Genomic DNA, 14,237 nt, shown 5'->3' on the forward strand with positions numbered 1-14,237 from the left:
CCATAAATAATCGGCTTGCCATAAATGCGATATTTTCCTTCCTGGTCTGTGACCCGGTCTTCCACAGTCATGCCTGATGAACGTCTGCCTTGGGGTGCTATGTTCCCGATGGGCTTGCAGCATCTTGTTGCCATGTCGGGGGCGACCATCCTTGGTCCGCTTCTGATGGGGTTTGACCCCAATCTGGCGATCCTGTTTTCCGGGATCGGCACCCTGATCTTCTTCATCTGCACGGCGGGCCGTGTGCCCAGTTATCTGGGCTCGTCCTTTGCCTTTATTGCCGTCGTCATTGCCGCCACCGGTTATGCCGGATCGGGACCAAACCCGGATATCGGCGGGGCGCTTGGCGGGATCATTGCTGCTGGTGCGCTTTATGTCGTGATCGGCTTGATCGTCATGGCAACCGGCACCGGCTGGGTCGAAAAACTGATGCCGCCTGCGGTGACGGGGGCGGTTGGTGCGGCGATTGGCCTGAACCTCGCCCCGGTCGGGATCAATGGCATCACGGGTGACAACATGCATATGCTCGTCGCCCTTCTGACCCTGCTGTCGGTGGCCTTTGTCTCGGTTTACGCGCCGATTGCGCTGCGTCGGATATCCATTCTGGTTGGGATCCTGGCGGGCTATGTGCTGGTGCTGGTTTTGGGTAATGGCTTTGGCCTGATGCCGGCGATTGATTTTACCGAACTTTCCCAGGCCGCCTGGTTTGGCATGCCATCCTTTGTCGCACCGCGCTTTGAAAGTTCGGCCATGTTCCTGATCGCGCCGGTGGCCTTCATTCTGGTGGCCGAAAACCTCGGTCATATCAAGGCGATTGGCGGCATGACCAAACAGAACATGGATCGTTATATCGGCCGTGGTTTTGTCGGCGATGGTCTGGCAACCATGCTGGCCGGATCGGGCGGCGGTACCGGTGTCACAACCTATGTTGAAAATATGGGTGTTATGGCCGTAACCCGCGTGTTTTCGACCCTGATCTTTGTCATTGCCGCCGTGATTGCCATTCTGCTGGGTTTCTCGCCGAAATTTGGCGCGTTGCTGCACACCATTCCGGGCCCGGTTCTGGGCGGGCTTGGTGTTGCGGTCTTTGGCCTGATTGCGGCTGCCATGATCCGTTTGTGGGTCGATAACCGCGTTGATTTCTCTGATCCGCGCAACCTGTTTACGGTGGGCATCACGCTGATCTTTGGCGCGGGCGACTTCACGGTCAATTTCGGTGGTTTCGCCATGGGCGGGATCGGCACCGCAACCCTGGCTGCCATCATCCTCTATCAGGCGCTCAGCATCGGACGCGGCAAGTCCGCCCATCCGGCCGAGGCAGGGGCGGCGGCAGAGTAATCGCGCAGACGCGATGAGATGATAAATCGCAAGGGCCGTGTTCTGACGCTAATCCGTCATCAACACGGCCCTTGTGGTATGTGCTTCAAGTCTTTAATAATTGCGCGGCCTTGGGCGATTGCGCATCAGGGCCTTGATGTTATTGCCGTAAAATCCGTCAAACAGGCCCCGTTTATGAAGAACCAGATTCCCAATCTGTTGACCATGTCGCGCATTTTCGTAATCCCGGCGCTGATCGCGTCGTTTTACATCAATGGTCCTGTCGGGAACTGGATCGGCTTTGCGCTGTTTGCCTTTGCCGGGGTGACCGATTTCTTTGATGGATATCTGGCGCGCTCGATGAATGTGGTATCCCCACTTGGTCGGTTCCTCGATCCGATTGCCGACAAGCTGCTGGTGGCTGCCGCATTGATGATGATGGTGGCCTTTGAACGCATTTCTGGTTTGGCGGTATTGCCCGCCGTGATCATCATGTGCCGGGAAATCATGGTGTCGGGCCTGCGCGAACATCTGGCCGAGATTAAAGTGCCCTTGCCGGTCACGGTCCTTGCCAAATGGAAAACCACGGCGCAGATTCTTGCCATCGGGTTCCTTCTGGTCGGCGATGCCTCGCCTGTTCTGATTCCGTCGATCCTGATTGGCGATATCCTGCTGTGGATTGCCGGGATCGTTACGGTGCAGACCGGCTATATCTATCTGCGCACCGGCCTGAAACATCTCGATTAATTTTTGTAATCCGGCAAACCGGGACGGCGACCATGTCACGCGTTTCTGTTCAGCAACATGATTTTGACCCGGGCGCCGAACTTGCGGCCCTGACCGATGGTCGCACCGATATCGGGGCGGCGGTCAGTTTTGTCGGGCTGGTGCGTGATATTCATGGCGGCGAAAACGTCTCGGCCCTGACGCTTGATCACTATCCCGGCATGACCGAACGCGAACTGGAAAAGATCGCCGACGAGGCCGCCAATCGCTGGCCGCTTGACGATATTCGCATCATTCATCGCTTTGGCCGCATGTTGCCCGGCGAACGCATCGTTCTGGTGATTGTACTCTCCGCCCATCGCCGTGCCGCGTTTGAGGCCTGCGACTTCATCATGGATTTCCTCAAAACCCGCGCACCGTTCTGGAAACGCGAAGAAACCCCGGACGGTGGCGACAAGTGGGTGACGGCAAAGGCATCCGATGATGCCGATGCCGACCGCTGGAAATAACCGCCCGACAGCGGCCCGTTAGATAAATTTCGTCAGCACCGCAACCAGTGTCATCAGCCCGGTTTGCAAGGTCGCCGCATTGTTGACCTGCTGGCGCAATTGCTTCATCGCCGCTTCGTCCTCGGCATCGACTTCCTTGGCTTCATCAAGCTGCTTGGCCTGAAGGGCGACCAGTTGGCTGGCGGCCTTATCAAGGGCCGGTTTGGATTTGACCTTCTGATCAATCGTCGCCCCCTGATAGGTCACAGCCGCAGTCGCATAGGCTTCCTGTGCATCGGCAATCAGGGCACCGAGTGTCTGGCTCATTGTGAAATCTCCCTTTTTTCTAGTTGGTTGCGGTTTCAAGCAGGCCGGTGCCTTGCGTTACGAGTTCCGCTGGGCTCAGCTTGCCGATCTGGCTCGAAAGTTTGATGCCGTCTTCGACCGCGGTAATCAGCGATCCGACATCAAGCTTGGCATAGTTATCGATCTGTCCCTGCAACCTGTTGCCAAGGGCTGAGGCCGTCACAAAGGCGCGCAGGGTATCGGTCTGCATTGCGCTTTCAGCCGCGATCAGGCTGTTCCATTGCTGCCACCAGGCCTCGATCAGAAGGCTTTCGGCCTCGGGGTTGTTGTGATCCTTGCTGCGGATCAGGTTCAGTTCGGCAATCAGGGTGCTGCGCCGGGTCAGGAATTGCGGTGGGGTGCGTGCAAATTCATCGCTGATGGTGGAAAGCTGCGCGCGCAGTTTTTCCAAGATGGGCCCGGATTCAGTGACCGCCGAGGCACCAAATGCCGATCCGGCTTCGATATTATCGAAAATCGCAACAAACTGCTGATACTGGCTGCGAAGGCCCTTCAGCGTATCCTGCCACTGGCGCGCGACCGTTGGGTCGATTTTTACCGCATCGGGATCAAGTAATGTGTCGATATTGGCCGGTGTGATCGTGCCGGTGAAATCGGTGATGTTGGTGACGAACGCGGTGCGCTTTGCCGTGTCGGATTTTGGGAATGGGGCAAATTGCGTGCTATAGGCCGCGTCATAGTGATCAAACGCCTGCTCGGTCGCGCTGCCAAACTGGGTGACCGAAAGTTTCAGCGTCTCGGCCTTCTGCGAACAGGCCGCAAGCAGGGTGATCGCACCGATCAGAAAAGTACGGCGAACAAATTGTATGAGGATTGAATTGGTCATATCGGCCCCGTCTGATGAAGTTGCCCGATCGGGCATCAGATTTCAGACGGGGGCGCGATCAATTTGTGATCGGGCAGGGGGGATTGTTCAGTGAAAACGAATAATTGATCTGATTATTTGCTTAACATGAAAAGTGCCTGGTTGCCCAAAAAGTTGGAAAATCGGGTCTGGCTGCCGAGGCTGAGCTTCGATCCCGCTTCATTGAGAACCATCGACCGTTCAATCGTCAAATCCATTGCCTTACACAGCGCAACAAAGTCCAGAACCGTGCAGAAATGGATGTTTGGCGTTTCGTACCACATGATCGGAAGGTTAGGGTTCTGCGGCATCCGGCCCCGGAACATCAAATCAAACCGTGCGCGCCAATGGCCGAAATTCGGAAACGACACAATCGCCTTGGTGCCAATGCGCAGCAACTCCGACAGCACCTCTTTCGGGCGCTGGGTTGCCTGCAATGTCTGGCTGAGTATGGCGTAATCAAACGCCCCGTCCGGGTAATCGCGCAGATCCCGATCCGCATCACCCTGCATCACCGGAAGACCTTGCGCGACACAGTTGCGAACCCCTTCGTTGGACAGCTCAAGGCCCCGCCCATCAACCTTTTTGGTGCGTGTGAGGTATCCCAGAAGTTCGCCGTCGCCACAGCCGATATCAAGCACGCGCGTGCCCGGTTCGATCATGTCGGCAATCAGTTGCAGGTCGACACGGATGCGGTCGCTATGTGCCACGTTGGCTGCGCTGTTTGGGTTCAAAGTCTCATTCATGATTATTTCAGTCCCCGGCCTTCGGCGGCACCTTCGATGAAGCCACTCAGCACCATGTGGAAATCGGGTTCATCAAGCAGGAACGCATCATGGCCCTTGTCGCTTTCGATCTCGACACAGCTGACATTACACGATGCGGCATTCAGCGCATGGGCGACAATCCGGCTTTCAGCGGTGGTAAAGCACCAGTCGCTGGAAAACGAAATGACGCAGAACCGGGTTTTGCAGCCCTGAAAGGCCTCGGCCAGCCGTCCGTCATATTCAAGCGACAGATCGAAATAATCCATCGCGCGGGTGATATAGAGATAACTGTTGGCGTCAAAGCGATCGACGAAGCTTTTGCCCTGATGGCGCAGGTAACTTTCGACCTGGAAATCCTGATCGAAGCTATAGGTGATGGCACCACGATTTTGCAGCTTGCGCCCGAATTTGCGATGAAGGGCCGGTTGCGACAGATAGGTGATGTGCGCAGTCATACGCGCGACAGCCAATCCGCGCGACGGTTTCTTGCCTTCGAGCAGGTAGTTGCCCCCGCACCAGTCCGGGTCGGCCATGACGGCCTGACGCCCGACTTCGTGGAAGGCGATGTTTTGCGCCGAATGCCGGAACGAGGTCGCAATCGGGGCGGCGGCATAAACCCGTTCGGGATAGCTTTTGCACCATTCAAGAACCTGCATGCCGCCCATGGAACCGCCAATGACAGCAAACAGCATGTCGATGCCAAGCGCGTCAATCAGCATGGTTTGCGCACGCACCATGTCGGCAATCGTGATCACCGGGAAATCAAGACCCCACGGCTTGCCGGTTGCCGGATTGATTTCCTTGGGCCCGGTACTGCCAAGGCAGCCGCCGATCACGTTGCTGCAGATGACGAAATACTTGTTGGTATCAATGATCTTGCCGGGGCCGACGATTTCAGACCACCAGCCTTCCTTGCCGGTGATCGGATGGACGTCATCGGCAACATACTGATCCCCGGTCAGGGCGTGGCAAACCAGAATCGCGTTGGATTTGTCGGCATTAAGTTCGCCGTAGGTCTGATAGGCCAGGGTGAAGGGACCAAATTCCACACCGCTATCAAGGCGCAGCTTTTCCGTTTCGCCAAGCACCATGTGGTGGCCTGGAAGCGGGGGGCGCTTTTCCGTGTTGGTCGCGGTGGACATGAATTGCGGTTTCCTTGGTTATTCTTTGTTTCCGTGGGCAAACCGACAACGCGCCGTGCTTTCATCGTCGGTTTTGCGGAAATTAATGAGTCCTGACCCTAGCTATGAAGCAGAGCCGGGGTTAGTCAATCTTTTCTTTGCATTTCTGCGGCCCTGTCCTAATACTGTGCGCCGTTCAAAAGAAGAGTAGATTATGGCGTCTGACGACAAAAATTTGGCAAATCTTGACCTGAATGAGCTGCGCGGAGAGATCGACGAGATCGATCAGGCTTTGCAGTCGCTGATCATTCGCCGGACAAAGGTTGTGCAGGCCGTCGGGGCCTACAAGGACCGGATGATCGCGGCGGGTGGCAAGGTCAAGGTGCCCTATCGCCCGGCCCGCGAAGCCCGTATCATGCGCACCCTTGTCGAACGTCATGAAGGGGCCTTTCCCAAAACCGCCCTGATCCAGATCTGGCGCGAAATGATCGCGGCCGGAACACGCCTTGAAGCGCCGTACACGGTGGCACTTGGCCGCAATGCCGACGGGCTGGATTGCTGGGAACTGGCGCGCCTGAATTTCGGGTGCCTTAACGAAATCATTGAATTTGATACCCCGCGCGAAGCGTTCAACGCCGTTGAAGACGGGCGGGCAGCAGTTGGTGTGTTTCCCAAACCGCAACTGGGCGAGGCCCAGCCATGGTGGGTCCATCTGAGCGAACAAAGCCCGGTACGTGTGGTGTCAAAGCTGCCCTTTGGCGGTCGCCCGGTTGGACGCGGCGAAGATACCGAGGGTTTCGTTCTGGCAGCGATTGAACTTGAAGACAGCGGTGATGACCGGACTCTGTTTGTGGTCAGCCTGTCAAAAGAGATTTCGATGGATACCGTGCGCAAAAAAATTGCGGATGGCATCGACGGATCGGTAATCCTTGGCTTTTCTGACGATGAGGCGACGGATCGACGTTTTGTGCTTGTTGATGTGCCGGGATTCTTTTGTAATCGCACCAATGCGTTTCAGAGCACACTGGACGCGCAAGGCCTTCGCCCCGAAAGTTTGCGGGTGGTGGGTGCCTATGCCGTGCCGCTTGCCGAAGACGCACTGAGTTAAACATGCTTGGCAGCCGCGACTGGCTGCAATTTCCCCAGGGAGAATATACCTGATGTCTGCGCCCACCCCACGCCCCGGAATTCTTGATATCGCGCCTTACAAAGGCGGTAAATCCAGTGCTGACAGTGCTCAGCGCGTGATCAAATTGTCTTCGAACGAAGGCGCACTTGGCCCGAGCCCCAAGGCCATGGAAGCCCTGCGTAACACGGCAACCCGTTTGCATCGTTATCCGGATGGCGGTTGCGACGTTCTGCGTCACAAGCTGGCCGAAAAATACGGTCTGGAATTTGATCAGCTTATTTGCGGTAACGGTTCTGATGAACTTCTGACCCTGTTGATCCGTGCCTATGCCGGTCCGGGTGATGAAGTGCTGTATTCGCAGCACGGCTTTTTGATGTATCCGATTGCGACCATGGGCGTTGGTGCAACGCCGGTAACCGCGCCTGAAACCAACATGACGACCGATGTTGATGCGCTGTTGGCGGCGGTGACGGACAAAACCAAGATCGTGTTTGTTGCCAACCCGAACAACCCGACCGGCACCTATATTTCGGATGCGGAAATGAAGCGCCTGCGCGATGGTCTGCGCGAAGACATTGTTCTGGTGGTTGATGCGGCCTATGCCGAGTTCATGACCGGTCAGGAAGATTATTCGGCCGGTGAGGAACTTGTGAAAGCGGGCAACAACACCGTGATGACCCGCACATTTTCCAAAATCTATGGTCTTGGTGGCATCCGTCTGGGTTGGTGCTATGCGCCGCCGGCGATTGCCGATGTGCTGCAACGCCTGCGCAACCCGTTCAACGTGCCGCTGCCGACACAGGAAGCTGGTGCCGCCGCCCTTGATGACGATGACTTCGTTAATGAATGCGTGCGCCACAATGCCGAGACGCTTTCGTGGTTCCGCGACGAGGTGAACGCGATTTCGGGCCTTAAGGCACATCCGAGCTATGGCAACTTCGTTCTCGTTGAATTCCCGGCAGAAGAAGGCAAGAACGCCGATGCTGCCAATGATTTCATGATGGCCCGTGGCGTGATCCCGCGCAAAATCGGTGCCTATGGCCTGCCGCAGATGCTTCGTATTTCTATCGGTACGAAGGAAGAAATGGAAATCTGCCTGCAGACCATCAAAGACTTTGTGAACGCATAAAATGACCAATACTGCATCCCAGCCGCTGTTTGAAACTGTCGCCTTTATCGGTATGGGCCTGATCGGCTCGTCCATGGCCCGTCGCATCAAGCGTGACGGCCTTGCCAACAAAATCACTTGCGCGGTCCGATCAGAAGCGACCCGTGACCGGGTGCTTGAACTTGGCATTGCCGATGAGGCCTATTGCGACATCAAGCAGGCGGTTGGTGATGCGGATCTGGTCATGGTCTGTGCCCCGGTCGGTGCCAATGAAGCCATTGGGGCGCAATTGACCGGTGCGCTTAAAAAGGGTGCGATTGTTTCGGACGTCGGGTCGGTCAAACAATCGGTCATCCGCGACATTGCCCCGCATCTGGACGAAGGTGTGCATTTCGTACCCGGTCACCCGTTGGCCGGTACGGAGCATTCCGGCCCGGATTCCGGTTTTCCGGAACTGTTTGAGGAACGCTGGTGCATCCTGACCCCGATCCCGGGCGAAAACGAAGCTGCGATTGCCAAGGTCAAAGCCCTTTGGGAAGCCTGCGGGATGTATGTTGAATGCATGGATGCCGATCATCATGACCGTATCCTTGGCATTACATCGCATCTGCCGCACCTGATTGCCTACACGATTGTCGGAACGGCAACTGATCTTGAAGACGCACTGCGTCAGGAAGTGATCAAGTTTTCCGCAACCGGTTTCCGTGATTTTACCCGTATTGCTGCGTCTGATCCGACCATGTGGCGGGATGTGTTCCTGAACAACCGCGAAGCCGTTCTGGATGTGCTGGGACGTTTTCAGGAAGACCTGATGGCCTTGCAACGCGCCATTCGCTGGGGCGAGGGCGACAAGCTGTTTGAGCTGTTTTCGCGCACCCGTGAAATTCGCCGTGGCATTGTTGATGCCGGTCAGTATTTCGCCAATTTCTCGGCCGAAGGCGAAGACCGCAAAAGCGACGAAAAGAGCAAGAAAAAGCCTGCTGAGTAATTTGGGAGTGACCGGCATTCTGTCGGTCATCCTGTGCGGTCCATCAAGCAGCCCCACCACGCGTGACGGACCGACCTTAGGGGAATGAAATGTCTGCCACCAATCATCCGGCGTTCGCCCGGATCATGCCGTTTGTGTTTGTGTTCCTGTGGAGCACGGGCTTTGTGGGCGCCAAGTTTGGCCTGCCATACGCAGATCCGTTTGTTTTCCTTTTTGTCCGATTTGTCATCGTCCTGATCCTGATGATCCCGGTCATCTTCCTGATGGGGGCGAAATGGCCAAAAACCTGGCGTGAGGCGGCCCATATCGGTACCACCGGGGTGCTAGTGCATGGGGTGTATCTGGGCGGGGTGTTCTGGGCGATTGATACCGGGTTGCCAGCCGGACTTGCCGCATTGATCGTTGGCTTGCAGCCGGTTGTGACCGCATCTGTCGTTGGGTCCATTTTGGGCGAACGGGTTTCGATGCGCCAATGGGGCGGTTTGATCCTGGGCCTGATCGGGGTTGCGTTGGTTTTGCTGCCCAAGATTGGCGACGGTGTTGGCATTACCCCGTTTGGCATCGGACTTGCGGTTTTTGCGCTGTTTGGCATGACTGCGGGCACCCTTTATCAGAAACGTTTTTGCACCGGCATGGAACTGATGAGCGGCACAGTCGTTCAATATGTTGCTGCCAGTGTGTTTGTCGGCGTTGTCGCGCTGTTCAAGGAGCCGCTGCATGTTGAATGGAGCATGGACTTCATTCTGGCGATGGCGTGGCTGGTGCTGGTTCTGTCCATCGGGGCGATCATGCTGTTGATGGTTCTGATCAAGCAGGGCGAAGCCACCCGTGTGGCCAGCATGTTCTACCTTGTGCCGCCAACAGCCGCGTTCTTTGCGTGGCTTCTGTTTGACGAGCAACTTGGCGTGCTTGGCTTCGCCGGGTTTGCAATTGCCGCCCTTGGGGTGGCATTGGTGATCATGAAGCGTTAGTTTCGCGTAATTCTAAGAGATCAGAAAGCTAGTTAGCGGAGGAATGCGTGAGCGACGCGCGCGAAAAATGGGTGTTTGGATACGGGTCGCTGTTGTGGCGGCCGGGCTTTGAATTTGTCGAGTGCGCACGTGCGTTGCTGCCCGGCTATCACCGGTCGTTTTGTATCTATTCCCATCATTATCGCGGCACGCCGGAAAATCCGGGGCTGGTTCTTGGCCTGAACAAGGGCGGGGAATGTGTTGGCAACGCGTTTCTCATTGCTGAGGAAAACTGGTCAAAGGTGAAGGCCTATCTTGATGAGCGCGAACTTGTGACCAACACCTATATCCCCGCCGATGTCGAGGTTGAGCTTGCAGACGGGCGCACGGTGATTGCGCACACCTATGTCGCCGATCCGACACATGAACAATATGCCGGTAACCTGCCGGTCCGCATCGCGGTTGAAATCATTGTTGCGGCCCATGGCAATGTCGGGCCGAACCTTGAATATCTGGAAAACACGGTGCGCCATCTTGATGAAATGGGCATCATTGATCCGCCCCTGCACGATCTGATGGATCTGGTGCGGCGCGAATATGGCGAGATCAATATGGGGGCGGGGATCTGATGAGCCAGTCAAACGGAACGACTGTTTCTGCCACCCAGACCGGGTCGCAGACGCCACTGACGATGGCCTATTTGATGTTGGTGGCCTGTTCGTTGATGTGGGGATCAAACCACGTGGTGGCGCGCGGCATCAACGAAACGGTCCCGTTCGAGGCACTTTCATTCTGGCGCTGGATCGTTGCGATCTGTTTGCTGTTGCCGTTCTGCTTTAAGTATCTGCGTCGCGACCTGAAAATCATGGCGGACCACAAATTGTCGATGTTCCTGATCGGCTTTACCGGTGTGTACCTGTTTTCGGTGGTGATTTATCTGGCGGCCTATAACACCACGGCGGTCAATACCGGCCTTCTGAACGCGACGACACCGATCTGGGTGTTGTTGTTTGCAGCCCTTTTGACGGCAGACAAACCGCGGCTTGGTCAATGGCTGGGCGTGCTGGTGGCCGGGGCCGGAACCGCGACGATCATCGCCAAGGGCGACCCGTCGGTCTTTGCCAGAATGGATTTCGTTCTGGGCGATGTGCTGGCGATGATGTCGGCCATTGTCTGGGCGGCCTATTCGATGTTTTTGAAACGCGCGCCCAAGGGTGTGCATCCGCTGAGCCTGGTGTTTGTATCGGCCCTGATCGGTCTGTGTTTCCTTACCCCACTTTATGTCTGGGCGCTGGTGGTGGATGGAAAGCCGTTCTTTACCAGCCTTGATCCGGTGTGGCCCGATATGCTCAAGATTTTCTATATCGGGGCGGGCCCGGCGTTTCTGGGATACATGTTCTGGAACAGGGGTGTGTCGTTGGTCGGCCCGGCCAAGGCGGGGGTGTTCATGTATCTGATCCCGGTCTGTTCAAGCGGCCTTGCCATCGCCTTTCTGGGTGAGGCGCTGCATCTTTATCATCTGGCGGGGATTGTTTTGATCGTGTCGGGTATCTGGCTTGTGACACGTAAAAGGCGGGTGGCAAAGCCGACCTGAATGCGAACATTTGTGGGATCAGGTGCGCGGCATTTTCTCGCTAAGGAAATCGGGTATCTGGCGCGGATCACGCCCCAGTATGCGACTAAGTGTTGGGTCGACGGTTTCGAATTCACCAGCCTTGGCCGCACGGTAGTAACCGATAATGATTTCAAGCACGTTTCCTGAGAGTCCTGCGCGGTGCAGGCTTTCGAGCATCATATCTTCACCGATAATCTGACGTTCGATGGTTCTGCCTGTGACCGCGCTTGCCATCTGTGCCAGATCTGCAAGGTCAAGGGCGTGATTTCCGGTGAGGGGCGGTGTGATGCCTTCGATGGTTTCATGCCCGCTTAGCAGCCGTGCATCAGCCTCTGCCAGATCTTCGTGGGTTACCCAGGCAACCTTGCCATCCTCGGGGCCAGTCAGCGTGCCAGTGGCAAAACCATGTTCATGCATGCTCAGAATACTGTCGGCGTAAAAGCCGTGGCGCATTGAAGTCCATGCCAGGCCGGAGTCCGCTAGCATCGCCTCAGTCGCGGCGTGATCACGGCCCGGCGGGAAATGAGAGAGTGGGTTGCTTGATACCTGACTGGTATAGAACACACGTTCGATGCCGATTTCCTTTGCCACTGAAATTGCTTTTTCATGCTGATCGAGCGGATTGTCGCCACTTGCCCTGGCATTGGATGACACCAACAATAGTCGTTTGGCCCCCGCCCAAGCATGGCGGAGACTGTCGGTATCGTTGTAGTCGCCCCGCCTGACACGAACGCCCGCGGCTAGCCGTTCAGGAAGCTTTTCGGGGTTGCGCACGCTCAAACTGATTTGATGGGCTGGAACGAGGCGCTTTAGTGCTTCGACGATAAGGCTGCCGAGTTTCCCCGAGGCCCCTGTTACGATGAACATTGTTTGATCTCCAATCATCTTGTCACGCCACCGGGCGTTAATTGTATTCGTCATCGACAGGATGATTGTTCTGGATTATCGAATTAAGTGGGTAAATTCTGAACAGGTTGTTCTCTATGAAGAACGGTGTTTCTGCGGATGATCTTGCTGTTCTGGTTGCGGTTGTGCGCGAAGGTGGCTTTCGTGCTGCTGGCCGACGGCTTGGTATGGCCGCCTCGAATGTCAGTACGACGGTCTCGCGGATTGAGGAGCAATTGGGCATTCCTGTTTTGCGCCGTACGACACGCAGCCTGCATCTGACCGATGCGGGCAAACTGCTTGTGGATCGTGTCGATCCATTGCTTTCGGGACTGGATGCGGCCTGTAACGAGGTGAAGGCCCTTGGTGGTCAGGTTCAGGGACGGTTGAAGCTGAACGTACCCGGTGCGGTCATGCGCGACATTCTTCCTGCGCTGATTGCCGAATATCGTGTGCGCCATCCTGCCGTAGAGGTTGAAATCGTCGTGGAGAGCGATCTTGTCGATATCGTTGCGGAGGGCTGTGACGCCGGGATTCGTTATGGCAGCGTTCTGGAACAGGACATGATTTCTATTCCGATTGGTCCGCGTCGCCAACAGATGGCGTTGGCCGCGGCCCCGGCGTATCTGGAAGCGCGCGGGATGCCTGACACAGCGGAAGACTTGATACATCATGATGCGATCCGCTATCGCCTTGATGGGGGCCCATTATTATCGTGGGATATTATGAGCGCACAAGGATCGGTTCAGGTGGAGCCATCCAATGTTCTGGTACTAAGCGTTGCTGCACTTGATACGGGTCTTCGTTTTGCCCACGCGGGAGTGGGGATCATCCATACTTTCCGCAACTGGCTGGAAGAAGACTTCGCGGCTGGAACCCTTGTACCTGTCCTGCCTGAATGTTGGCCGGAAATGGAGGGTCCGCGTCTTTATTATCCCAGCCGGTCGGCCCCTGCACCATTGCGCGCTTTTATCGATATCTGCCTGCACGCATCCAGAAATTGATGATGCTTGGTAGCTGAAGTTGCGCCGGATTTGAAATGGAATGCAGTCCACCATGAAAAAGGCGGAGGTGCGAATTGCACGTCGGCCGCTGGTTTAATATCTGCACTTGGCAGAGTTATGACGCGCTTTTTTGATCCACGCTGTCGGTGTCGTCCACCTTGGCTTCGATATCATCGGTGGTGAGCGTCGGCAGCTGGAATTCGGCCTGTGCTTCGGTCTCAAGCTCGCGCGTGCGGGTATCGATGCGGTGCTTGATTTCCTTCATGAAGGTCTTGCGATCAAGGCCCGGTTCCATGGCGGGCAGGAATTCCATGGTGACCCGACCGCCATATTTCATAAAGCTGTCGCGGCCCCAGAACATGCCGGAATTAAGCGCGACCGGAATAACCTTGGTGTCGGGGAAGGCCTTATACAGCGCAAAAATACCCGGATGATACGGACGGTTGGAGCCCGGCGGGGTACGCGTGCCCTCGGGGAAAATGATCACCTGGCGGTTTTCCTCAAGCGCCTTGGACGCACCCTTGATCATATCTTTGAGGGCCTGACTACCCGCCGACCGATCAACGGCAATCTGGCCCGAGAGGATCAGGAACTGCCCGACGAGCGGAATGCGGGTGAGTTCCTTTTTCAGGATATAGGCCGGATCAGGAACCACTGTGTGGAAGGTCAGGGTTTCCCAAGCAGATTGGTGTTTGGCGACAATGATGCAGGGACCGTCGGGCAGATTTTCCAGACCGGTGAAGCGTTTGCGCATGCCCACCGAGTAGCGCAGCATGAACTGAATGAGGCGACACCAGGCATGGCCGACGAACTGGTTGGCCTTGCGCCCAAACAGCATCAGCGGCAACAGAACAATGCACAAAAGCGCCGTTCCACCGAAAAACAACACGTTAAACAGTAACGCGCGCAGGGTAATCATTCAGACAAAT

The 14,237-nt window shown here is 56.2% G+C and carries 16 protein-coding genes; 10 read left to right on the plus strand and 6 right to left on the minus strand.

Annotated elements, in window-relative coordinates:
• The first annotated feature begins 69 nt into the window (after positions 1 to 69).
• The 3 genes from AUQ41_RS11275 (at position 70) to moaE (ending at position 2,552) form a co-directional block, all read left to right on the plus strand.
• Positions 70 to 1,338: a uracil-xanthine permease family protein gene (locus tag AUQ41_RS11275; protein ID WP_232308372.1), complete on the plus strand. Its 1,269-nt coding sequence runs from the start codon at positions 70 to 72 to the stop codon at positions 1,336 to 1,338.
• Positions 1,339 to 1,512: 174 nt separating this feature from the next.
• Positions 1,513 to 2,064 carry a CDP-diacylglycerol--glycerol-3-phosphate 3-phosphatidyltransferase gene (pgsA, locus tag AUQ41_RS11280; protein WP_063088994.1) on the plus strand — a complete coding sequence of 184 codons (552 nt, stop codon included), beginning with the start codon at positions 1,513 to 1,515 and terminating at the stop codon, positions 2,062 to 2,064.
• A gap of 32 nt (positions 2,065 to 2,096) precedes the next feature.
• A complete protein-coding gene (gene moaE / locus AUQ41_RS11285; protein ID WP_063088528.1) occupies positions 2,097 to 2,552 on the plus strand; it encodes a molybdopterin synthase catalytic subunit MoaE in 456 nt (151 codons plus the stop codon).
• 18 nt (positions 2,553 to 2,570) lie between these two features.
• Here the strand turns inward: moaE and AUQ41_RS11290 are convergent, their stop codons facing one another.
• The 4 genes from AUQ41_RS11290 to AUQ41_RS11305 form a co-directional block, all read right to left on the minus strand.
• A complete protein-coding gene (locus tag AUQ41_RS11290) occupies positions 2,571 to 2,858 on the minus strand; it encodes a hypothetical protein (protein ID WP_063088529.1) in 288 nt (95 codons plus the stop codon).
• Between the two features lie 19 nt (positions 2,859 to 2,877).
• Positions 2,878 to 3,723, minus strand: coding sequence for a hypothetical protein (locus AUQ41_RS11295; protein ID WP_232308373.1), 846 nt, complete (start codon positions 3,721 to 3,723; stop codon positions 2,878 to 2,880).
• Between the two features lie 113 nt (positions 3,724 to 3,836).
• Positions 3,837 to 4,487, minus strand: a complete 651-nt coding sequence (metW, locus tag AUQ41_RS11300) for a methionine biosynthesis protein MetW (RefSeq protein ID WP_063088531.1) — start codon at positions 4,485 to 4,487, stop codon at positions 3,837 to 3,839.
• 2 nt (positions 4,488 to 4,489) lie between these two features.
• On the minus strand, positions 4,490 to 5,650 hold the full coding sequence (locus tag AUQ41_RS11305; RefSeq protein WP_040822680.1) for a homoserine O-acetyltransferase: 1,161 nt from the start codon (positions 5,648 to 5,650) through the stop codon (positions 4,490 to 4,492).
• Between the two features lie 193 nt (positions 5,651 to 5,843).
• Between AUQ41_RS11305 and AUQ41_RS11310 the strand changes: the two genes are divergently transcribed.
• The 6 genes from AUQ41_RS11310 (at position 5,844) to AUQ41_RS11335 (ending at position 11,398) form a co-directional block, all read left to right on the plus strand.
• Positions 5,844 to 6,737 carry a chorismate mutase gene (locus AUQ41_RS11310; RefSeq protein ID WP_008889144.1) on the plus strand — a complete coding sequence of 298 codons (894 nt, stop codon included), beginning with the start codon at positions 5,844 to 5,846 and terminating at the stop codon, positions 6,735 to 6,737.
• Positions 6,738 to 6,789: 52 nt separating this feature from the next.
• Entirely contained in the window at positions 6,790 to 7,887 is a 1,098-nt protein-coding gene (gene hisC / locus AUQ41_RS11315) for a histidinol-phosphate transaminase (RefSeq protein ID WP_008889145.1), read from the plus strand.
• 1 nt (position 7,888) lies between these two features.
• The gene (locus tag AUQ41_RS11320; RefSeq protein ID WP_008889146.1) at positions 7,889 to 8,854 is read left to right on the plus strand and encodes a prephenate/arogenate dehydrogenase family protein; all 966 of its coding nucleotides are present in this window, start codon (positions 7,889 to 7,891) and stop codon (positions 8,852 to 8,854) included.
• 89 nt (positions 8,855 to 8,943) lie between these two features.
• Positions 8,944 to 9,825, plus strand: coding sequence for a DMT family transporter (locus AUQ41_RS11325; protein WP_008889147.1), 882 nt, complete (start codon positions 8,944 to 8,946; stop codon positions 9,823 to 9,825).
• A gap of 47 nt (positions 9,826 to 9,872) precedes the next feature.
• A complete protein-coding gene (locus AUQ41_RS11330) occupies positions 9,873 to 10,433 on the plus strand; it encodes a gamma-glutamylcyclotransferase (protein ID WP_063088532.1) in 561 nt (186 codons plus the stop codon).
• Entirely contained in the window at positions 10,433 to 11,398 is a 966-nt protein-coding gene (locus AUQ41_RS11335; RefSeq protein ID WP_063088533.1) for a DMT family transporter, read from the plus strand. Before AUQ41_RS11330 ends, AUQ41_RS11335 begins: the two co-directional genes overlap by 1 nt.
• Before the next feature lie 18 nt (positions 11,399 to 11,416).
• Here the strand turns inward: AUQ41_RS11335 and AUQ41_RS11340 are convergent, their stop codons facing one another.
• On the minus strand, positions 11,417 to 12,286 hold the full coding sequence (locus AUQ41_RS11340) for an NAD(P)H-binding protein (RefSeq protein WP_008889150.1): 870 nt from the start codon (positions 12,284 to 12,286) through the stop codon (positions 11,417 to 11,419).
• Positions 12,287 to 12,402: 116 nt separating this feature from the next.
• On the opposite strand from AUQ41_RS11340, the gene AUQ41_RS11345 reads away from it, so the two are divergent.
• Complete coding sequence (locus AUQ41_RS11345) at positions 12,403 to 13,308, plus strand: LysR family transcriptional regulator (protein WP_063088534.1); 906 nt, start codon at positions 12,403 to 12,405, stop codon at positions 13,306 to 13,308.
• Positions 13,309 to 13,423: 115 nt separating this feature from the next.
• Here AUQ41_RS11345 and AUQ41_RS11350 read toward each other — a convergent pair whose 3' ends face one another.
• On the minus strand, positions 13,424 to 14,227 hold the full coding sequence (locus AUQ41_RS11350) for a 1-acyl-sn-glycerol-3-phosphate acyltransferase (protein ID WP_063088535.1): 804 nt from the start codon (positions 14,225 to 14,227) through the stop codon (positions 13,424 to 13,426).
• Between the last annotated feature and the right edge of the window lie 10 nt (positions 14,228 to 14,237).

This window comes from Thalassospira sp. MCCC 1A02898, from assembly GCF_001618185.1.
Lineage (GTDB): Bacteria > Pseudomonadota > Alphaproteobacteria > Rhodospirillales > Thalassospiraceae > Thalassospira > Thalassospira tepidiphila.